Origin of the sequence: Bifidobacterium canis (assembly GCF_009727065.1) — a bacterium.
Taxonomy (GTDB): domain Bacteria; phylum Actinomycetota; class Actinomycetes; order Actinomycetales; family Bifidobacteriaceae; genus Bifidobacterium; species Bifidobacterium canis.
On the sequence record NZ_WNLP01000001.1, the window covers coordinates 362,848 to 385,272 of the forward strand.

8 protein-coding genes, 2 tRNA genes and 6 pseudogenes are annotated in these 22,425 nt (G+C 56.6%); 12 read left to right on the forward strand and 4 right to left on the reverse strand.

Annotation, left to right across the window (positions count from 1 at the left end):
- Positions 1–80: 80 nt before the first annotated feature.
- The 9 genes and pseudogenes from GSD1FS_RS01520 (at position 81) to glgX (ending at position 11,296) form a co-directional block, all read left to right on the forward strand.
- A pseudogene (locus GSD1FS_RS01520) lies at positions 81–1,087 on the forward strand (TerC family protein).
- Positions 1,088–1,232: 145 nt separating this feature from the next.
- The gene (pyk, locus tag GSD1FS_RS01525) at positions 1,233–2,675 is read left to right on the forward strand and encodes a pyruvate kinase (protein WP_155588060.1); all 1,443 of its coding nucleotides are present in this window, start codon (positions 1,233–1,235) and stop codon (positions 2,673–2,675) included.
- 127 nt (positions 2,676–2,802) lie between these two features.
- A tRNA-Leu gene (locus tag GSD1FS_RS01530) sits at positions 2,803–2,876 on the forward strand.
- Positions 2,877–2,983: 107 nt separating this feature from the next.
- A complete protein-coding gene (locus GSD1FS_RS01535) occupies positions 2,984–3,616 on the forward strand; it encodes an NUDIX domain-containing protein (protein WP_155588061.1) in 633 nt (210 codons plus the stop codon).
- A gap of 123 nt (positions 3,617–3,739) precedes the next feature.
- Positions 3,740–4,497: pseudogene (locus GSD1FS_RS01540) on the forward strand (ANTAR domain-containing response regulator).
- A 90-nt stretch (positions 4,498–4,587) separates the two neighbouring features.
- Positions 4,588–7,460, forward strand: a pseudogene (gene polA, locus GSD1FS_RS01545) (DNA polymerase I).
- A gap of 61 nt (positions 7,461–7,521) precedes the next feature.
- The gene (locus tag GSD1FS_RS01550) at positions 7,522–8,457 is read left to right on the forward strand and encodes a Nif3-like dinuclear metal center hexameric protein (RefSeq protein ID WP_155588062.1); all 936 of its coding nucleotides are present in this window, start codon (positions 7,522–7,524) and stop codon (positions 8,455–8,457) included.
- A gap of 62 nt (positions 8,458–8,519) precedes the next feature.
- The gene (locus tag GSD1FS_RS01555) at positions 8,520–9,101 is read left to right on the forward strand and encodes an NUDIX hydrolase (RefSeq protein ID WP_246165721.1); all 582 of its coding nucleotides are present in this window, start codon (positions 8,520–8,522) and stop codon (positions 9,099–9,101) included.
- A 54-nt stretch (positions 9,102–9,155) separates the two neighbouring features.
- Positions 9,156–11,296 (forward strand): annotated as a pseudogene (gene glgX, locus GSD1FS_RS01560) (glycogen debranching protein GlgX).
- A 99-nt stretch (positions 11,297–11,395) separates the two neighbouring features.
- Here glgX and GSD1FS_RS01565 read toward each other — a convergent pair.
- The gene (locus GSD1FS_RS01565; protein WP_155588064.1) at positions 11,396–12,628 is read right to left on the reverse strand and encodes an ABC transporter permease; all 1,233 of its coding nucleotides are present in this window, start codon (positions 12,626–12,628) and stop codon (positions 11,396–11,398) included.
- A gap of 90 nt (positions 12,629–12,718) precedes the next feature.
- Here GSD1FS_RS01565 and GSD1FS_RS01570 point away from each other — a divergent pair.
- Positions 12,719–12,795: transfer RNA gene (locus GSD1FS_RS01570), tRNA-Pro, on the forward strand.
- 167 nt (positions 12,796–12,962) lie between these two features.
- The gene (gene aroA, locus GSD1FS_RS01575) at positions 12,963–14,354 is read left to right on the forward strand and encodes a 3-phosphoshikimate 1-carboxyvinyltransferase (RefSeq protein ID WP_155588065.1); all 1,392 of its coding nucleotides are present in this window, start codon (positions 12,963–12,965) and stop codon (positions 14,352–14,354) included.
- A gap of 106 nt (positions 14,355–14,460) precedes the next feature.
- Here aroA and GSD1FS_RS01580 read toward each other — a convergent pair.
- The 3 genes and pseudogenes from GSD1FS_RS01580 to GSD1FS_RS01590 form a co-directional block, all read right to left on the reverse strand.
- A pseudogene (locus GSD1FS_RS01580) lies at positions 14,461–15,683 on the reverse strand (acetate/propionate family kinase).
- 147 nt (positions 15,684–15,830) lie between these two features.
- Positions 15,831–17,513, reverse strand: coding sequence for a phosphate acetyltransferase (pta, locus tag GSD1FS_RS01585; protein ID WP_343030155.1), 1,683 nt, complete (start codon positions 17,511–17,513; stop codon positions 15,831–15,833).
- 270 nt (positions 17,514–17,783) lie between these two features.
- Positions 17,784–20,261, reverse strand: coding sequence for a phosphoketolase (locus tag GSD1FS_RS01590; RefSeq protein WP_155588067.1), 2,478 nt, complete (start codon positions 20,259–20,261; stop codon positions 17,784–17,786).
- 493 nt (positions 20,262–20,754) lie between these two features.
- Between GSD1FS_RS01590 and guaA the strand changes: the two are divergent.
- Positions 20,755–22,316 (forward strand): annotated as a pseudogene (gene guaA, locus GSD1FS_RS01595) (glutamine-hydrolyzing GMP synthase).
- The last annotated feature ends 109 nt before the right edge of the window (positions 22,317–22,425 follow it).

The window sequence follows — 22,425 nt, forward strand, 5'->3', positions numbered from 1 at the left end:
TCGCCTGTCTCACGCGGCGACGTGGGGTCCGTCATGCTCTTCAGCTACATGAGTCGGCAATAATCCGTAAGCTGAAGAGCATGGCAGAAACCCCAATCTCGTTCATGATCGGCACCTACATTGTTCTGGTCATTTTTTCGTCGTAGACCTGTTCATTCTTGGCCGCAAACCACATGTGCCATCCACGAAGGAGTGCGTGCAGCACATTGCGTTCTTCGTCGCGATGGCATTGATCTTCGGTGGATTGATATGGTGGGTCGCCGGCTCCAAACCGGCCATTGAATTCTATTCGGGCTGGCTCACCGAATACTCTCTCAGCATCGACAATCTCTTCGTGTTCGTCATCATCATGTCGAATTTCGCCGTGCCGAAGAAACTGCAGAAATTCGTGCTGTCCGTCGGCATCACGATAGCGCTGGTATTGCGCGGCATCTTCATTCTCATCGGTGCGGCGCTTGTGTCTCGATTCACATGGGTGTTCTTCATCTTCGGCGCATTCCTCATCTACACGGCCATCAAAGTGGCGATGGGTGAGGACGATGATGAGGAATTCCATGAGAACGGGCTCATCAGGCTCATGCGCAAATTCACGCATATCACGAACGAATATGACGGTGAGAAGCTGCGCACCACGATTGACGGAAAGAAGTACTGGACGCCGATGCTCATCGTGTTCATCACGATCGGCACGACCGACGTGATGTTCGCATTCGATTCGATTCCTGCGATTTTCGGCCTGACGAAAGATCCGTTCATCGTGTTCACGTCGAACGTATTCGCGTTGCTCGGTCTGCAGCAGCTCTACTTCCTGCTCGGACGTCTGCTCGACAAGCTGGTGTATTTGCCCGTCGGCCTTTCGATCGTGCTCGGATTCATCGGCGTCAAGCTCATCATGGAGGCATTGCACGGCAACTCTCTGCCGTTCATCAACCACGGTCAGCCTCTCCAGATGGTGCCGGAAATACCGACGTGGCTTTCACTGGTCGTCATCATCGTCGCCATCGGTGGTTCGGCGTTGGCCAGCGTCATCAAAATGAGAGCAGTAGATTCAAAAGCATCCGACAAGCAGCTTGAAGGAAAAGCGTGAACGGCGGTCGAGGGGATGCCCAAAGTATGTGAGCGCTCACAGTCTTCTGCTCGATTTGCGCCGAGCGGAAGAGAAAAAGGAGTAAGCTTAACAACGTTGAGTGTGTTCGCAACGAACACGAACGTCAAAGAATAGGTAGGCATACATGCGTAAAGCCAAGATCGTAGATACCATCGGTCCAGCCACCGAATCTCTCGAGAAGATCACCGAGCTCGTCGAAGCCGGCATGGACGTCGCACGTCTGAACCGCTCCCACGGCACGCCGGAAGATCACCTCCGCGTCTATAACAACGTTCGCGAAGCTTCAAAGACCACCGGCCGCAACGTTGCAGTCCTCGTCGATCTGCAGGGGCCGAAGATCCGCTGCGGTTGGTTCAAGAAGAACGCCGACGGTGAAGACAAGGTTCAGCTTCAGGAAGGTCAGGAGTTCATCATCACGACCGATGACGTCGAGGGCGATGAGCACATCACTTCCACCACGTTCAAGGGTCTGCCGGGCGACTGCCATCCAGGAGATCCGATTCTGATCGACGACGGCAAGGTTCGTCTTGAGGTCACGAAGGTCGAAGGCAACAACGTCTACACCAAGGTTGTCGTCGCCGGACCCGTTTCCAGCCACAAGGGCATCAACCTGCCAGGCGTCGCCGTCTCTCTGCCTGCACTGACTGCCAAGGACGAGGAAGACCTTCGCTGGGCCATCCGCACTGGCGCCGACATCATCGCCATGTCGTTCGTGCGTTTCGCCACCGACATCGATCGCGCTCATGAGATCATGGACGAAGAAGGCCGCCGCATCCCGATCGTCGCCAAGATTGAGAAGCCGCAGGCTGTTGAGAACCTCGAAGACATCGTCAAGGTGTTTGACGGCATCATGGTCGCTCGTGGCGACATGGCCGTTGAAATGCCGTTCGAAGAGGTTCCGCTGGTCACCAAGCGCTGCATCGAGCTGTCTCGCCAGTACGCGAAGCCGGTCATCGTGGCAACCGAAGTGCTCGGCTCCATGGTTCATTCCCCGGTTCCGTCGCGTGCAGAGGCATCCGACTGCGCCAACGCTGTGCTTGACGGCGCTGACGCCACGATGACCTCCAACGAGACCGCTGTCGGCGAATACCCGGTCGAGACCGTCAAGACGATGTCTCGCATCTCCGGCTATGCCACCGAACACGGTTTCGACCGCATTCCTCACCTCAAGGATCTCGACATGTCGAGCACCGGTGCCGTGTCTTCCGCCGCTGTCGATCTGGCCGACAAGCTCAACGCCAAGGCCATCGTCGCCTACACGCAGACCGGTTCCACTGTGCATCGCGTCTCCCGCGAGCGTCCAGCCACCCCAATCTTCGGCCTGACCAACAACGAGCACACCTACCACTGGCTGGCTCTGAGCTGGGGCACCGAAGGCATCAAGCTCGACGAGGATTATCATGACATGTCTCGCAAGGACCTCATGACCTTCACCGATCAGGTGCTGCGCAAGGCCGGCAAGGTTGCAAATGGCGACAAGATCGTCGTGCTGAGCTCCGCACAGGGCGAGCACCAGCCAGGCCGTACCGACTCCATCTACGTTCACACCGTCGGCGCTTGCGACTGATTGAGTTTGTGAATAAGTGAGTGGCGTGGCTCGACGGTTTCGTCGGCCACGCCACTTCTTTTTGAAATACGGTGTGTCTGAATTTGCAAAATGTGCGAAGTGTAGTATATTGACATAGGTTGCTTTTGCCCCTGTATCCCAATTGGTAGAGGAGACAGCCTCAAAATCTGTACAGTGTGGGTTCGAGTCCCACCGGGGGCACCGACAGAAAAGACCCGCGAAAAACAGCGGGTCTTTTTCTTTGCTATCAACAAAATGCCGGAATGTTTCTATATACAATGGAGTGCAGTGCAACAGAAAGGACTGTTATGAGCAGGGAAACAACATATCGCCGTTTTGATCCGTGGCGCAGCACGCCGATTCGCGAAGAATCCCGCCAGACGGTCATCGAAGGCCATTATTTCAATGTTGACCGTGCTTCCTTCGATTCTGCCACTGCCGGCCATTTTGAACGTTTCATCTTGCACAAGAACAACGGTGATTCGGTTGGTGTCATCGGTTTGACGAAAGACGGCATGGTACCGTTGATCGAACAGTACCGCATACCGGTGCACCGCTGGACACTGGAGATCCCAGCCGGTCATGCCATCGAAAAAGACGAGCGTCCTGTGGATGTTGCACATCGCAAACTCGCCGAGGAAGTCGGCTACAAGGCAGCGACGATGACGCAGTTCTGCCGCTTCATCAATACGCCGAGTTATTCGACCCAGCACACTGCACTGTATTTCGCATACGATCTGACTCCGATCGCGGATCGTGACCAATACGCCAGCGAAGCGCGAGCCCAGGTGCGTTTCTACACGCCGGAGGAGTGCTATCACATGGTGATCAACGGTACGATTCTCGACGCCAAGTCGATCATCGCCATTCAACGTCTGTATATGGCACCGAACAACATGATCGCGGTTTCCGAGGAAGAGGAAGCGGCATTGCGAGATTAGTCCCGTATGCACGAGCAGTGTGGGGTATACTGTGTTGTTGGGAATGTCCGGCCGCGAATAGGTTGTATTCGTATGCGGAAGTTGCGGTGAGCGCAGTTTAAGGAATGAATGGAGAATCTTGCTATGTCTAGTGAAGAACAAGAGAATACTACGACGGAACCGGTGGTAGATAACGCCGCCGATGCCATCGCAGCCGGCAATGAAGCCGTAGAGAACAAGGAAGCCAAGCGTAAGCCCACCGTCGTCGTCGCCGAAGATGAATCGGTGAACCGTATGGATCTTGTGGCAATGCTTGAAGACAATGGCTATGAGGTCGTGGGCGAGGCCGCCAACGGTGAAGAGGCCATTGAACTGACCCGTGAGAAGCGCCCGGACGTGGTGTGCATGGATGTGAAAATGCCTCATATGGATGGCATCACGGCCGCAGGCGTCATCTGCGATGAGAATCTCGCGCCAGTGGTCATGCTGACCGCTTTCTCGCAAGCCGATCTCGTCAAAGAGGCCATCGGAGCGGGCGCGATGGCATATGTGACCAAGCCATATGAGGAGTCGAAGCTGCTGCCTGCTTTGGCAGTCGCCATGGGACGCTTCGCAGAAATCAATGATTTGCTCGACAGCGTTGAGCACAACGAGAGCGAATTGCGTTCAACTCAGGAACAGCTCAAAGACACGGCTGAGGAACTTCGCAAGACGAAGGAGACCCTTGAAGAGCGCAAGCTCATCGATCGAGCCAAGGGTCTGCTGATGGACAAGGCGAACTTCTCGGAATCCGGAGCGTTCCGCTGGATTCAAAAACATCGATGGACCAGCGCATCCCCAAGAAGCGTTTGGCGCAGGCCATCATCGAGAAATACAGCGATACGCCAAGCGACGCTGAATAATCTTTGGATCGCGTGGTCTGCGAACTCTCGCAGGCCACGCGCCTTTGTTTTAAGACACTGTTAGCTTACGTTTTGTGAAATAGGTGAGACATGGAATCCGAACAGTCAGATGCCAAAGGCACACTTCTCGTCGTCGACGGTCATTCTCTTGCCTTCAGGGCGTTCTATGCGCTACCTGCCGAGAATTTCACCGCAGCGGATGGGCAGGCAACGAACGCCGTCTACGGGTTCTTCACGATGCTCGCGCAAGTGATCTCCACGGAGAAACCGAATCTGCTGGGAGTCGCATTCGATGTCAAAGGCGGCACCTTCAGAAACGAGATGCTCAAGCAATACAAAGGCACACGTGAGGCTGCTCCAGAAGAGCTCATCACGCAGATACCGCTGATTCAGGAGATGCTGCAGGCGTTTGGAGTCACCTATGTGACGAAGCAGGGGTATGAGGGCGACGATGTGATCGCTACGCTGGCAACGATGGGGGAAAACGCCGATTATAAAACGTTGGTGCTCTCCGGCGACCGAGACGCCTTCCAACTCATCGACGATGACACCACCGTGCTGTATCCGGGCTATCATTTCAAAGAGCTCAAGCACATGACTCCTGAAGCCGTTGAAGAGAAATACCATGTCACGCCGCAACAGTACCCCGATCTTGCGGCGCTGAGAGGTGAAACCGCCGACAACATTCCCGGTGTGCCCGGCGTCGGTGATGGCTATGCGGCGAAGTGGATCAACGAATACGGCGGCTTGGAAGGCATCATCGAGAACGCCGACAGCATCAAAGGCAAAAGGGCGAAGCGCTTCGCAAGAATATCGAACAGGTCAAACTCAACCGCAGAGTCAATGCCTTGGTGCGCGACGTGGACCTTGACGTCAATGTGCAGGACCTCGCATTTGGCACAGTGAACGCCGATGCCGCCGAAGCCATGTTCAAACAGCTCAATTTCGGAGCACGAATACGAAAAAAGTTGCTCAACGTGTTCAATTCGGGAACCTCGGCAACGAACAATGGCTCCAAGCCGACTGGATCAGTCACATCGCAGGTGCAAACAGATGCTGAGGAACATGAAGAGACCAAGGTTGAGATGCCCGAGCCGGTAATCGACACCGTGACCGATGCAGCAGCATTGGAGGCGTGGGCACAGCAGCACTGCCCGATACCCGACCCACAGTCGGCCGACACATCCACCGATGTCGTGGCCGAATTCGATGCAAGCTCGCAACACCAGCAATGCGTCGATGCCGTGGATGCCTCATGGAGCATGTATGCAACCGGAAGCTCCAAACCAGGCAGGGCTTCCATCACGAGCCTGACATTGCTCGCCGATGGGCACGCAGTTGTGCTTGACCCGCATGACGAGCGGTTCCATTCCGCTCTGCAGCACATATTCGAGGCACACGCATCCACGTTGAGCGTGCACGGCTACAAAGAGATCCTGCACATGCTGGCCGCCGCGAATCTCGATCTGCCGATGGTGCTGTTCGACACGAATCTCGCAGGCTATCTGATCGACCCGGATTTCCAAGGAGGAACCCTGCAGGATTGCGCCCAGCACTTCCTGCAGCTCGACGTCGATGAAAGCCCCGAACCCGAACAGGGCGAGCTTGATCTCGACGTTGACAACGAGCACGACGCAAGTCGAAACAATGTGAAGAACGCTGCTACAGTCGCTCTGTTGGCGAGAACGTTGGCCCGCCCGCTCGAGCAGCGCTGCCAGTATTCGCTGTTGCGCAGCATCGAACTGCCGACATCGCAGGTGCTGTTCCATATGGAGAACACGGGGGCGAGCGTCGATCGTGAGCGTCTCGACCAGCTGCTCGACATGTTCACCGAAGAATCGGCACGCATGGAACAGATATGCTTCGAAGCCGCGGGGCATGAGCTCAACCTGCAAAGCCCGAAGCAATTGGGTAGCGTGCTGTTCGACGAAATGGGACTCAAGCCTACGAAGAAAACGAAAAAGGGTTCCTACACGACGAATGCGGCGGCATTGACAACGCTGTATGCGACTTCGGAAGAAGGCAGCAAACCGAATATGTTCCTCGGCACACTATTGCGTCACCGTGAGGTCAACAAACTGCGCCAGATCGTACAGACGCTGATCGATGCGATCAATCCGAAGGATGGGCGAATCCACACGACGTTCATGCAGACCGTCGCTGCAACGGGACGCTTGAGTTCGGTCGACCCGAACCTGCAGAACATACCGAACCGCAACGCGGAGGGCCGTGACATTCGCTCGGCATTCGTGCCGGGCGAGCAGTTCAGTGATCTGCTGAGTGCGGATTACTCCCAGGTGGAATTGCGCATCATGGCCGATCTATCGGGGGATGAGGCGCTGATCGAAGCATTCAAATCCGGCGCCGATTTCCACCGATATGTGGCGAGCTTGGTGTATGGCATTCCCGTTGACGAGGTTACCGGTGATCAACGCAGTCACGTGAAGGCGATGAGCTATGGACTCGCATACGGGTTGAGCACCTATGGGTTGTCGCAGCAACTCGGCATCTCCGCGAAGGAAGCGAGTGCATTACGCGCCAAATACTTCCAAACCTTCGGCAAAGTGCACGACTACTTGGAATCACTGGTTTCGAACGCTCGTCGCACCGGCTACACCGAGACGATGTTCGGCCGACGTCGCTATTTCCCGGCACTGACATCGACGAATCGCGTCGCACGCGATGCCGCCGAACGTGGCGCTTTGAACGCGCCGATCCAAGGTTCCGCCGCCGACATCATGAAGATCGCGATGATCCGTGCGGATCGTGCACTGCGTGACGGTGGTTTCACCAGTCGCATCGTGCTGCAGATTCACGATGAACTGGTCGTGGAATTGGCGCCGGGCGAAGAAAAACAGGTGACCGAGCTGGTTCAAAACGCGATGGAACATGCGGTGAGCATAGCCGTTCCGTTGAACGTGTCGACGGGCATCGGCGCCGATTGGCAGAAAGCCGCGCACTGAGTGTAAAGCTTGACGGTTCGAGGCGACCGTATGGAATATTCGCAACGATCAAGGAGAATATATGGCTTCGTTGTTTGATGTTGTCAACGTACTGGAATCGTTGTACCCGCTGCGATACGCGGAGGAATGGGATCACCCGGGGTTAATCGTCGGGGATCTGGAGAATCCTGTTCGACGCGTCGTGTTCGCCGCTGATCCGACGATGGACGTCGTGGATGACGCCATCGCCAGCGGAGCGGATCTGCTGGTCACGCATCACCCATTGTTCTTCAGGTCGGTTCACGAGGTCTCAGGTCGAACATTCCGAGGGCAGATCGTCAACAAGCTCGTGAAGAACGATTGTGCGTTGTGGGTTGGGCATACCAATGCAGACGCGGCATATCGCGGTGTTGCGCAAGCTGCCGCCGACGCTTTCGGACTCGTAGACCAACGTCCGATGCAGCCGATCAACGACCAGACGGCGCAGCATCCGGTCGGGCTCGGGCGCGTCGGCAGGCTTCAGGAGCCGACATCATTGCTGCTGTTTTCGAAGATGGTGGCTGAAACACTGCCGCAAACCACCTATGGGATTCAGGTGGCAGGTCCGCTTGACATGCCAGTGAGCACGGTCGCGGTGCTGCCCGGATCTGGGGACTCGATGTTCGCCGATGCCAATGCGCTCGGAGTCGACGTGTATGTGACCAGTGATCTACGGCATCATCCGGCAACCGATGAACTACAGGAAGCCTACTATGAGGCGAACATGCGTCGCGAAGGCTTCGCATTGGGCGTCAAGCCGTCGCATGCAGTGAAGGAAGACGAGTTCATGCACCCGGCACTGATCAACACCCCGCATAGTGCCATCGAAAGCATGTGGTTCACCTACGCGCTTGAAGATGTGCCACAGGCCATTGAGGAGACCACAGGAGACACTGTGGAAGCACGTTGGAACACGATGAGCACCGATCCATGGGATATGGTCATCTCCGGCAGTGCCAACGAAGGACGTGTGAAGTGAGCGAGCAGGAAGGAAGCGAGCAGCTTTCTCAGCGCCTTGCCGGTAGCTCCGATGGCGTAGATATGGATATACCCGCACAGACGTTGAGCCAAGAGCTCAAATACCAAGGAGCAATTTTCAAAGTCGAAGACAGGACGATCGCCCTGACACTGAATTCCGGCAAACAAACCGTCATCCACCGTCAAGTGATCGTGCACGCACCTTGCGTCGTGATGCTCGTCCACGACTGCGAACACGACACATACCTGATCGAACGGGAATATCGCGCCGGAATCGACAGATTCACCTATGGTCTTCCGGCAGGATTGATGGACGCCGGAGAAGACCCGCAACGGGCAGCGCTCAGGGAACTTCGCGAAGAGACTGGCGTCGTGGCCGACGATGCCACTAGTCTTCGTTTTGATGCTGCGGGAGACTATTACTCGTCCGAAGGCATGACCGACGAACTTGCGCATATCTTCGTGATCCACATGCACGGCTGGCATCAGGAGAACACTGATTTCGATCCCGACGAACATGTGGAATCCGCATGGGTGGGATGGAATGAACTGCTGGCCTTGCCGATAACCGCGTCAAATTCGATCATCGCCGTTCAACATGAGCGAATTCGACGCATGAACAACGTTCTGTCTGAGGCACAATAGCCGCAGAGCACAAAGAACAGTCACCATTTCAATGATTGTGAGATACTGGAAGATATGCAAGCACGACCAGGTTCAATGTATCCACTCGGAGCGACCTATGATGGCGCAGGCGTCAACTTCGCACTGTTCTCTCAAGTTGCCGAACGCGTGGAGTTATGCCTTTTCGACGATCAAGACAACGAAAGCCGCGTGGAGCTGACAGAGCAGAACTCGTATGTGTGGCACACGTATCTGCCGGGCATCCAACCCGGCCAGCGATATGGCTACCGCATCCACGGCCCGTACAATCCTTCGCAAGGCCAGTGGTGCAACCCCAACAAACTGTTGCTCGACCCCTACGCGAAAGCAATCGAAGGTAACATCGACGGCGACGAAAGCCTGTATTCGTACTGGTTCAACGATTCAAGCAACCCCAGCAACATGAACGACCTCGATTCGGCGCCGCATATGATGAAGGCCGCCGTCATCAACCCGTTCTTCGATTGGGGAAGCGACCGCCACCCATACATCCCATATTCGGATTGCGTGATCTATGAAGCGCATGTGCGTGGCATGACCAACCTCAACAAGAACGTGCCACCGGAGATTCGCGGCACCTACGCTGGTTTGGCACATCCAAGCGTCATCGAATACCTGAAGAAGCTTGGTGTCAACGCCATCGAACTCATGCCTATCCACCAGTTCATCAACGATCCGTTCCTGCAGGAAAAGGGTTGAATAACTACTGGGGCTACAACACGATCGGATTCTTCGCACCGCATAACGCCTATGCAAGCCAAGGTCAACGAGGCGAACAGGTCAACGAGTTCCGTGCGATGGTCAAGGAATTCCACCGCAATGGCATCGAAGTGATTCTCGATGTGGTCTACAACCACACCGCCGAAGGCAACAACATGGGTCCGACCCTGAGCTTCAAAGGCATCGACAATCAGGCGTATTACCGTCTCGTAGACAACGATCCGATGCATTACTTCGACACCACCGGCACCGGCAATTCTTTGCTGATGCGTTCGCCGCACGCATTGCAGCTCATCACGGACTCGTTGCGCTACTGGGTGCAGGAGATGCACGTCGACGGCTTCCGCTTCGATTTGGCTGCAACATTGGCCCGCCAGTTCCAAGAGGTCGATAAACTCTCTGCATTCTTCGACATCGTGCAGCAGGATCCGGTCATCTCGCGAGTCAAACTCATCGCCGAGCCGTGGGATCTCGGTTCAGGCGGCTATCAGGTCGGTGGCTTCCCCCCGAACTGGTCGGAATGGAACGGTCACTTCCGCGACTGCGTGCGCGACTTCTGGCGTTCGCAACCGTCCACGTTGCCGGAACTCGCCAGCCGCATCATGGGCAGCTCCGATCTCTACCAGAAGAACGGACGCAAGCCGGTTGCTTCGGTGAACTTCGTGACCGCGCATGATGGCTTCACGATGAACGATCTGGTCAGCTACAACGAGAAGCACAACGAGGCGAACGGCGAGGGCAACCGCGACGGCGAAAGCAACAATCGTTCGTGGAACTGCGGCGTGGAAGGCCCTACCACCATTCGCGACGTCAACGAATTGCGTCACCGTCAGATGCGCAACATGTTCTCGACATTGCTGCTCAGTCAGGGTATTCCGATGATCTGCGGCGGTGATGAGGTGTGCCGCACGCAGTTGGGCAACAACAATGCGTACTGCCAAGACAACGAGCTGTCGTGGACTCACTGGGATCTCAAGGAATACCAGCAGGATATGCTGGATTTCGTTTCCAAACTCATCCATCTGCGTCTCGACCACCCTGTGCTGCATCGTCGTCGTTTCTTCACAGGCAGGGATTCGAACATGCCTGACGATGCGGTTCCGCAAGTGGAATGGTTCGACCACAACGGCAACATCATGGATGCGAACGCATGGCAGAACAGCCACGCGTCATCGATCATGGTCTTCCTCAACGGCGGCGACATTCCGGAGACGGATTGGTACGGCAGTCGAATGGTAGACAACGATTTCATCCTCATCTTCAACGCGCACTATGAGCCGATCATGTTCACGTTGCCGGAGGAGAAATACGGTCGTAAGTGGCGTCTTGTAATCGACACGTATAATCCAAAGGGTCCGGAGCTCAACTACGAAGCCGGATTTGCCATCACCGCACAATCAAGGTCGTTCATCATGCTAATGAGTGACTCCAAAGCGGTTGATAACAATAGAAACTAAATAATACATATTCTCAATAATTATGCGTGTGCCTCACACCGGAGTTCCGGTGTGAGGCACACGCATATCACAGCACATAATGAGCAGGCGAGCTTATCGTCATTCTTTGCTCGTGCCGGTCTGCGTACCGGTTTCCGCCGTGTTCGTTGCCACAGTAGCCTCATTGTCGAGCACAGTCTGGAACGTGTGCTCAGACGCGACATCAGCGGCCTCATTCTGCGAGTCATCGAACGGAACAGTCTGCCGTAGTAACAGCTGTTGCTGTATTCGATCCGCTTCTATAGCAGCGATCTGCCTGGAGAACACGATGAACCAGCCGAGGAAAAGCATGGCGGCAAGTGCCTCGACGTTGGTGAGCGTATTGCGTCCCAGTAGCCACATAACTCCCTCGATGGCGCATACGACAATCGCCATGTCGGAGATCACAAAGAACGCGCGGGAGAGCTGGGGAGCGAGCCAAGGCAGAGCGACCAGCATGATGAACATGATCACCGGCATGCCGCGTGCGAACACGTTGTGCAGAATCGGGTGGGGGGTATAGCGGAATGTGCCGATGCCGATGAAGCACACGCCGGAGAGAATCAGAAGAATGGTGAGCGCGGTGATACGCGCTTTGAACTGCGGCACGCGGTAGGAGAACTTCGGGTTGCGCATCTGAATCTTGCCGTCAAGATCGCGCACATGATAGGTGGCGATCAGTTCGGAGATGGCGAAGTAGCTGATGATGATGATGCAGATTCCGCCCAGAATAAGCGTCGAATTGAACATGCGTGCCGCAAACGTCGTGCGATCGCCAAGCTGGGAGAAGTTGTTGTTGAACCAGTACGGGTCGTTCGACGTGAAGCTTGCGGTGCCGACGCCGGAGATGATGAAGAAGGGGAGCAGGGAAGCGAGCGTCTTCGCGTCCATGAGCTCTGCCTGCACGAAGGTCAGATAGCCGGAGATTCCGGCGAACGCGGCGCAGATCGCGGGAATATATGTGCTGAACGCTTTGCCCATCGCACCGTTCATGATGTTGAAGAGCATGTATGAGGTGAGAAACAGCGTCGCCGCATACACGACGGACAATGCGAGTACTTCGAAAATACGGCGAATATGGAACGTGAACGCGTGCTGAAGCGTGTTGCGCCCCTCACGCCTGAGATAACCGGCGATGAACGATCCCACGCCGCACGCCGCCACAATAGCCGCGCAAGCCATGAACCGACGTTGGGAGATCTGCCAGAACGCCGAAGCTGCCTGCATATACCAGTACATGCCGAATCCGCCGATAACGGCGCACAGCACAAACGAAATAAGGCCCGATGCCTCAGCTTTTTGATGACGACCCATAACACCTCGATCTTCCGACACACCATTGTATGCATGATGTCAGACCCCATGCTATAGTTACTTCTTGTGCTTAACGAGAGTCGAGCACATCGGGCTGTAGCGCAGCTTGGTAGCGCGTCTGCTTTGGGAGCAGAATGTCGCAGGTTCAAATCCTGTCAGCCCGACCACCTACCCGGTTCCATAACATTGGAATCGGGTTTTGTTTTCTCATGTGCACGATTACGGTGAGCAGCCGAATTGTAGGAACGCCAATCCAGTCACGGCACGTGTGAATCACATGAATGCCCGTGACCAAATACACGCAAATATCAGCTGTACCGATACGATAGAGGGTATGAGCGAACAGAATACAACGTTGTGGAATGCGCCGGTCGCAACTCGGCCGCTTGACGCGACCGTCACCATTCCGGGCAGCAAATCATTGTCGAACCGTTTTCTTATTCTCGCGGCATTGTCACACAAACCCGTGCGCATCGAAGGACTCCTACGTTCTCGCGACACGGAACTGATGATGAACGCATTGCGCGCGTTGGGTGTGCAATGTGAGGAGGATCCTGCCGAACCGACGACCATCACCGTTACACCGCCGGAGAGCGGCACATTTACCGGCAATGCGGAGATCTTCTGCGGACTTGCCGGCACGGTGATGCGTTTCGTGCCACCGCTGGCATTGTTCGCTGACGGACCGGTGCGTTTCGACGGTGATGAACAGGCGTATGCCCGCCCGATGGGACCCGTGTTGGAAGGCTTGCGTCAGCTTGGTGCGACGATCGAGTTCGAAGGCGAGCAGGGGTTCCTGCCGTTCACGATCACGCCGCCGAACATGCTGGGTAATCTCAAGGGCAGGCCGCAGAAGGTGCGTATCGATTCGTCGGCGTCATCGCAGTTCATTTCGGGACTGCTGCTGATCGGCTCGCGTTTGCCGGACGGTCTTATTCTCGAACACACAGGCACGCAACTGCCAAGCCTGCCGCATATTCGCATGACAATGGAAGATGTGAACGGTGCTGGTGGCTCCATTGACATGCCTGCACGCGGACAGTGGGTTGTGCGTCACGCTGACCTGCAGTTGCACGAAAACACGGTTGTGGAACCCGACCTGTCGAACGCCGCGCCGTTCCTGGGAGCGGCGTTGATCGCCGGGGGAACGGTGCGCGTACCGAACTGGCCCGCACACACCACACAACCAGGCGGCCTGCTGCCATCCGTTCTGCATAAGTTCGGCGCAACCGTCACACTGAACGGCGAGGAGTTCAATGAGATCAACGATTGCGAGTGCTTCCCCGACACGTTCAACGGTATGTTGGAAGTGACCAGTGACGGGACGATTCACGGGCTGGGGGAATGCGATCTTTCCGCAATAGGGGAGATCACGCCGAGCATTGCCGCCATTGCCGTGTTCGCCGACGAGCCGAGCGAATTGATCGGCATTGCACATTTGCGCGGGCATGAGACGAACCGACTCGAAGCGCTGGTCAATGAGATCACACGCGTCGGCTCGCATGCGCAAGAGGAAAGCGACGGCATTACGATTTCACCGGTGCCGCGCGAGCAGATGCATGGTGCAACATTGGAGACGTATGCCGATCACCGCATGGCCACGTTCGCTGCGATGCTTGGCTTGGGTATTGACGGCATCGTCGTGAAGAACGTGGAGACCACGCGGAAGACGATCCCCGATTTCGTTGGCATGTGGACGAACATGCTTGAGCAGAGCAATATCTGACGTTGCTGAATTACACACGAAATAAGATATAGCTTGTATAGCTTACGAAATAGTTGAGGGCCAGCAGTTCAAACTGCTGGCCCTCAACTATAGGCTGATGGGAAAATCAGATCTTGTTGCCGTACTTGTCTTCGCCGGCTTCAACGATCTCGTTCGCACGACGTGCGATGGCGAGCTCTTCGTTGGTCGGGTAGACGACGACGGTGACGGAGGAGTCCGGAGTGGAGATGACACGTGGCTCCTTGGAACGGGCGTCGTTCTTCTCCATGTCGAGCTTGACGCCGAACGGAGCGAGCTTCTCGCACACCATGCGGCGCACGATCTCGTCGTTCTCGCCTACGCCTGCGGTGAAGGTCAGCACATCGAGGCCGCCGAGCTGAGCGGTGTAGGCGCCGATGTAGCTGACGATGCGGTGCACGTAGATGTCGAGGGCGAGCTTGGCGTTCTCGTCGCCTTCGGCGACCAGACGATGCACTTCACGCATATCGCCGAAGCCGGTCATGCCCATCATGCCGGACTTCTTGTTGAACAGGTCGTCGAGCTCGTCGACGTCCATGTGTGCGTTGCGAATCAGGTGGAAGACCGCGGCAGGATCGATGTCGCCGGTACGGGAACCCATGACGAGGCCCTCGAGCGGGTCAGACCCATCGAGGTCTCCATTGGACGGCCGCTGAGTTCGGCGGAAGCGGAAGCACCGTTGCCGATGTGCAGCACGATCTGCTTGAGGCCCTCGGCAGGCTTACCCAGGAATCCTGGGATCTGCGAGGAGACGAACCAGTGCGAGGTGCCATGCGCACCGTAGCGGCGGATCTTGTATTTGTCGGCGACTTCCTTGTTCAGCGCATAGGTGCTGGACGCCTTAGGCAGCTGCTGGAAGAATGAGGAGTCGAAGACGAAGACCTGCGGAATGTCTGGCATGAGTTCACGCATGACGCGCGCACCCTTGGCCTCAGGACCATTGTGAAGAGGAGCGAGAACCGCGAGATCTTCCACCTTCTGGGTGGTTTCATCGGTCACGAGCGCCGGATCCGGGAAGGTGTTGCCACCCTGGACCACGCGGTGACCAACGGCGATGATGCCGGACTCGTTGAGATTCGGGCCATATTCCTCGAAGAAACCGAGCACACGCTTGAGACCCTGCTCATGATTCGCGATCGGCTCCTCGAGCTCGTGCTTCTCACCGTTGTATTCGTACTTGTAATGACCATCAATCGGTTCACCGATCTTTTCGACCAGGCCGGAAGCGATTCCTTCACCGGACTCAAGGTCAACCAGCTGGTATTTGATCGAGCTGGAACCCGAATTGATAACAAGGACGGTTTTCGCCATTGTGGCATCCTCCATTGATTATTACTCCGCCGCATGCACGGCTTTCCAAAACTTTAGATTACTCAGTGTTTGCTACAAACATATGAATGGGTGCCCCTCCATTCTGCATTTCGAAAAGGCACCCACTCACTTATGCTCAGCGGAACGTCACGCGTTGCTCTGAGCTTCGATGGCCGTCAAAGCGATCGTGTTGATGATGTCTTGCACCAGGGCACCACGGCTCAGATCGTTGACAGGCTTGTTGAGACCCTGCAGCACGGGGCCGATCGCCACGGCACCGGATGTGCGCTGCACAGCCTTGTAGCAGATGTTGCCCGCATCAAGGTCAGGGAACACGAATACACTCACATTGCCGGCGATGGCATTGCCTGGAGCCTTCGCCTTGGCGACGGTCGGCGACCATGCGGCATCGAACTGGATCGGTCCCACGATCGGCAGATCAGGGCGCTTCTCCTGCGCCACAGCGGTTGCTTCGACAACCAGATCGACATCAGGGCCCTTGCCAGAGCCAAGCGTGGAATACGAGAGCATGCCGACTCTCGGGTCGACGCCGAACGATTTCGCCGTTTCAGCGGATTGGATGGCGATATCGGCAAGCTGCTGCGGGTCTGGATCGAGGTTGATCGCGCAATCTGCGAACACGGAGACGTGGTCTTTCAGGCACATCAGGAATGCGCCTGAAACGGCCTTGGCGGTAGGCTTCGTCTTGATGAGCTGCAAAGCCGGGCGCACGGTGTTCGCGGTCGAGCCGATGGCGCCAGACACCAAACCATCCGCCATGCCAAGCACGACGAGCATCGTGCCGAAATAGTTCGCATCGCGCAGCGTCTTGAGAGCGATGTCTTCAGTCATGCCCTTCTTCGCACGCAGCTCGCACAGTTTCGGAACCATCTGATCGAGAAGCTTCTTATCGTCGAGCGACACATATTTCGCCTGCTCCAGCGAAGTGAGGCCAAGCTCCTTGCCGCGGTGAAGAATCTCGTTGTGGTCGCCGATGATGATCAGGTTGACGACTTCGGACTTGAGCAGATAGTCAGCAGCGGTGATAATACGATCATCCTGACCTTCAGGCAGCACGATCGTCTGCTTGTCGCTCTTGGCACGTGCCAGCAAGTCATATTGGAACGCGAACGGCGTGGTCGGCGGCACAAACGGCGTTTCGAGCACACGCAGCAGGGACTCCTTGCCGACATGCTCGTCGAACGCGGCGATCGCATCGTCCACATGCTCGTCGTTCTCACCGAGTTCCACGTACGGCAAAGTCCAGACGGGCAGATCGTACTCGACGAACTCATTGCTGATCGTCTCAATATTGCCGTCTGCACAATCCGTGACGAAGATGCCAATGACCTGAGTGCCGGCATTGGAGACCACTTCACGGCACGCGTCGATCGTCTGACGAATGTCTTCGACGGAACGTGCGAGCGCACTCACGGTGAGCAGTACAGGGGATTGCAGGTCCGCAGACACGTCGGCATTGAACGTGAAACGTTCCGGATCTCCGACATTGGTGCGGTCGGAGCCGACGATCACGCGAATCTGAGGATCGAGCTGCGCGTTGGTTTCGATGAAGCGTTCGATGATCTTCGCGCGAGCGTCACCTTTGTTCAGCTGTGCATCCCGGGTCGAGACTCCGGTGGCCTGCTCATGTGTCTGATCGGTTTTCGTCACTTTGAGCAGCGAATCGGTGAAGGTGTCGTTGTCGGGAACGTCAGGTCGGAATACGCTGGTTTTCGCAGTTGCTGCGAGCATGTTCACCAAACCGATTGCTGCGACGTTGCGGCCTTCGCCCGGTTCAGGGCTGATAACACTGACGTTCTTGAGACTCACGATAACTCCTTTGAAATCGCTTACGCCATGCGTAAGCGTGAGGCATTGCGTGCGACTACATTGTGCACGCTCACTGTTCATTGTAAGGCGCAATATCTCGATTAGCTCCATCAGATTGCAACAAAAAAACAGATGTGACAAAGATCACATCTGCTGTATATGTAGGATTTTGCGCGATATGTGGGGGAGCGAGTGGTGTCAGCGAACAAAACAGGGGTTCGAGCATGAGCTCGAACCCCTGAATATGCGAGTTAGTTCAGATTACTGAAATCACTCGTTGTCGCCTGCGGTTGCGGCGGTTGCGGAGAGCATCTGCGTCTCGTCAACCTTGACATCCGGGTACACCCAGTCGGTGAACTCAGGGATGTCGTAGCCGTTGTCGACAGCGAACTGGAACGCGGTCTTGCGGAACTCGTTCAGCTCGTCGATCTTGGAGGCATACTTGTCGGCGTCGATCAGCTTGAGAGCCTGAGCCTGCAGAGCATAACGATCCATATCGTTGACGCGAACCATGTCGAACGGCGTGGTCGTGGAGCCCTGCTCCTTGTAGCCGACAACGTGGAAGTTGTCGTGGTTCGGACGATCGTAGATGAGACCACGAACATCCTGTGCATAGGAGTGGTATGCGAACAGAACCGGCTTGTCGGCGGTGAAGAGATCAGTGAACTCCTCATCGGAGAGAGCTTCGTCGTTCTCAGCGGCGGACTGCAGCTTGAGGAGGTCAACAACGTTGACGACCTTGAACTTGATGCCCATCTTGTTGAGAGCGTCGGAAGCGGCCATGATCTCCTGGGTAGGAACATCGCCAGCAGCAGCGAGGACGATCTGAACCTCGTCGTTGTTCTTGGCGTTGGAAGCCCACTTCCACTCGGCGGCGCCGGCTTCGAGCTCAGCGCGTGCCTCGTCGAGGGTGATCCACGTCGGAGCAGGCTGCTTGCCCGAGAAGATGGCGTTGATCTTGTTGGTGGACTTGAAGCACTTCTCGGCGATGGCCAGCAGCATGTTGGCATCGGTCGCGAAGTAGATGTTCGTCACGTGATCGTTGTTGAACGTCTTGTTGATCAGGACGGAGGTCACACCTGGATCCTGATGCGAGAAGCCGTTGTGATCCTGACGCCACACGTGGGAGGAGACCAGGAGGTTGACCGAGGAGATCGGCTTGCGCCATGGGATCTCACGGACGGTGGCCTCAAGCCACTTCGCATGCTGGTTGAGCATGGAATCGATGACGTGGACGAAGGACTCGTAGGAGCTCCAGATGCCGTGACGGCCGGTGAGCAGGTATCCTTCGAGCCAGCCTTCGCACTGGTGCTCCGACAGCTGCTCGACAACCTGACCGGTGACGGCCATGTGCTCGTCGACGAGCGAGGAGAGGTAGCCGTTGTCCCACTGCTTGTTGGTGACCTCGTAGGTCGCGTTCAGGCGGTTGGAAGCAGTCTCATCAGGGCCGAAGACGCGGAACGAATCCGGGTTGTTCTTGATGATGTCGCGGCAGTATGCGCCGAGCGAGCGAGGAGCTTCGACCTGGCCCCAGCCATGGCCGTATTCCTTGACGCCGGTGACCTCGTACTGATCGAGCTCAGGGAGGTTGAGTTCCTGACGGATGCGGCCGCCGTTGGCGTTCGGGTTGGCGCCGATGCGCAGTTCGCCCTTAGGCATGAAGGCGGTGACGTCTTCCTTGATGGAGCCGTCGGCGTTGAAGAGCTCTTCAGGCTTGTAGGATTCCATCCAGTTCTTGAGAACCTCGAAGTGAGCCTCGGTGTCGCGGGCGGAAGCCAGCGGAACCTGGTGTGCACGCCAGGAGCCTTCGGTCTTCTTGCCGTCGATGAACTTCGGGCAGGTCCAGCCCTTCGGAGTGCGGAAGATCAGCATCGGGTAGAACGGACGAGTCATGTCGTCGGTCTGTGCCGCAGCCTTGATATCGCAGATCTCATCGAAGATCGTCTCGAAGAGCTCGGCGAAGCGACGGTGGATCGACAGGTGATCCTCGTTGTCGAAGCCAGCGACGAACTCGTATGGGTGATAGCCCATGCCACGGAAGAAGTCGTGCAGCTCTTCATCGGAGATGCGGGAGAGGATCGTCGGGTTGGCGATCTTGTAGCCGTTGAGGTGCAGGATCGGCAGGACGATGCCGTCGGTGCGCGGGTTGACGAGCTTGTTGGACTGCCAGCCGGTAGCCAGCGGGCCGGTCTCAGCTTCGCCGTCGCCGATGATGCACGGAACGAAGAGGCTCGGGTTGTTCATGATCGCGCCATAGGCGTGAGACAGGGCGTAACCCAGCTCGCCACCTTCGTGGATGGAGCCTGGGGTCTCCGGAGCGAAGTGGGAAGGAATGCCACCCGGGTAGGAGAACTGGCGGAAGAACTTCTGCAGACCAGCTTCATCCTTGGTGATCTTCGGGTAGTACTCGGTGTAGGTGCCGTCGAGGTACGACTGCGAGGTGCCTGCAGGGCCACCGTGGCCAGGACCCATGATGAACACGGTGTTCTGCTGGTGATCGGCAATCAGACGGTTGATGTGGGCCAGAAGGAAGTTCAGGCCCGGGGTGGTGCCCCAGTGTCCAACCAGACGGTGCTTCACATCGTCGCGGGTGAAGGGCTCCTTCATCAGCGGGTTGCTACGCAGGTAGATCTGGCCGATGGAGAGGTAGTTGGCGGCGCGCCAATACTTGTCCATGCCTTCGATGGCTTCTTCGGAAACCGGGCGATCCAGCTTCTGCCACGGGGTACCAATAACAGGATTAGTCATGTGTGCTCCTGTACTCCTGCACATATGCAATGTGCGATTTGTTTTTCCAATGGACATGGGCTCCGTCATGCCGTTCGGCAGTGGAATCTCCATGTCCGATCGCTGATTATGTTACGCGAATATGTTGACGTTTGACCCTTTTTGAGAGGGTATGAGCGAATCTGAGTGGTTTTTTACCGCTTTTGGTCGTTTTTGCGGGTGATTTGTGAAAATGGCAAATGGTTGAATAAATACAAAAAGTGCCGAAATACCAATGTTTTCTACTGTTTTTGCGCAGTATTGACGTTCGATTTGTGACGATATCGGGCGGCGTGTTGAAAACAATCGCACATAATGGCGCTTGCCGTTCTGAAATCTATGCTTGAACGCTTAAGCTCAGCGTGAACGGTGATGGCACGTGCAAAGAAATGCGCCAGCGGTGCAATGTCGCCTTGCACCAGCACAATGGAGTAGTCGTAAAACCCGAAGATACCTAATATATAAGGGGAGTCATATGGCAACAGGTCCTGTGCTCGTCGTTGATTTCGGAGCCCAGTATGCGCAGCTGATCGCACGCCGCGTGCGCGAGGCGAATGTCTATTCCGAACTCGTACCGCATTCGATGCCGGTCGACGAGATGCTGGCAAAGAATCCTTCGGCAATCATTCTTTCCGGTGGTCCGGCGTCCGTGTATGAGCCCGGCGCTCCGACCATCGACAAGAAGGTCTTTGACGCAAACGTGCCGGTGCTTGGCATCTGCTACGGATTCCAGGTCATGGCCCATGAACTCGGTGGCGACGTCGACAAGGCGGCACTCGGCGAATATGGAAAACCGAAGCCGTGATCGATGACCCGCGAGGCATTCTCGATGGTTCACCATCGTTGCAGACCACGTGGATGAGCCACGGCGTCGCCGTGAACAAGGCACCCGAAGGCTTCGAAGTGCTCGCCCATACCGAGGGCGCTCCCGTGGCTGCGATGGAAGACGACGAACGCAAACTCTACGGCGTGCAGTGGCACCCAGAAGTCAAGCACACGCCGCTCGGCCAAGACCTCATCGAGAACTTCCTGCACGACTGCGCGGGCATCGATGCCGATTGGAACGCCAAGAACATCATCGACGAACAGGTCGCCGCCATCCGTGAGAAAGTCGGAGACGCTCAGGTGATCTGCGGGCTCTCCGGCGGCGTTGATTCCGCTGTGGCTGCGACGCTCGTGCACCGTGCGATCGGCGAACAGCTCACCTGCGTGTTCGTCGACCATGGCCTTCTGCGCAAGGGCGAGGCCGAACAGGTCAAGCACGATTTCGTCGAAGCGACCGGCATCAAGCTCATCGCCGTCGATGCTTCCAAGGACTTCCTCGACGCGCTCAAGGGCGTTTCCGACCCGGAGACCAAGCGCAAGATCATCGGCGAGAAGTTCATCCGCACCTTCGAGAAGGCGCAGCGACAGGTGATCGAGGAGGCCGGGGCACAGGGCAAGGAAGTCAAGTTCCTCGTGCAGGGCACGCTGTACCCGGACGTCGTTGAATCCGGTGGCGGCGATGGCGCCTCGAACATCAAGTCCCACCACAATGTTGGTGGTCTGCCCGACGACATCAAGTTCCAGCTCATCGAACCGCTGCGCTCCCTGTTCAAAGACGAGGTGCGCGCCATCGGCACCGAGCTCGGTCTGCCCGACGAGATCGTCTGGCGTCAGCCATTCCCGGGCCCTGGCCTGGGCATCCGCATCATCGGCGAGATCACGAAGGAACGTCTCGACGTGCTGCGCGAAGCCGACGCCATCGCCCGCGAGGAGCTTTCGAAGGCCGGTCTCGACCGCGACATCTGGCAGTGCCCGGTGGTGCTGCTAGCCGACGTGCACTCCGTTGGTGTGCAGGGCGACGAACGCACGTACGGCTCGCCGATCGTGCTGCGCCCGGTCAGCTCCGAGGATGCGATGACCGCCGACTGGTCGCGCATTCCATACGACGTGCTGGCCACGATCTCGACGCGCATCACGAACGAATGCCGCCAGATCAACCGCGTGGTGCTCGACTGCACGTCGAAGCCGCCGGCCACCATCGAGTGGGAGTGATTCGGCATGAATCCCAGGTGGGTATCTCGATGAGGTACCCACCTTTTCATGTTCTGTGGAAGTTGCGCCGTTGCCGATTATGCGGCTGAACCCGCGCAATTGGCAACGA

Coding starts and splice junctions, on each gene's coding strand:
- GSD1FS_RS01535 (WP_155588061.1), top strand. CDS start 2,984: ATGAGCAGGGAAACAACATATCGCCGTTTTGATCCGTGGCGCAGCACG.
- GSD1FS_RS01550 (WP_155588062.1), top strand. CDS start 7,522: ATGGCTTCGTTGTTTGATGTTGTCAACGTACTGGAATCGTTGTACCCG.
- GSD1FS_RS01555 (WP_246165721.1), top strand. CDS start 8,520: ATGGATATACCCGCACAGACGTTGAGCCAAGAGCTCAAATACCAAGGA.
- aroA (WP_155588065.1), top strand. CDS start 12,963: ATGAGCGAACAGAATACAACGTTGTGGAATGCGCCGGTCGCAACTCGG.
- GSD1FS_RS01565 (WP_155588064.1), bottom strand. CDS start 12,628: ATGGGTCGTCATCAAAAAGCTGAGGCATCGGGCCTTATTTCGTTTGTG.
- GSD1FS_RS01590 (WP_155588067.1), bottom strand. CDS start 20,261: ATGACTAATCCTGTTATTGGTACCCCGTGGCAGAAGCTGGATCGCCCG.
- pyk (WP_155588060.1), top strand. CDS start 1,233: ATGCGTAAAGCCAAGATCGTAGATACCATCGGTCCAGCCACCGAATCT.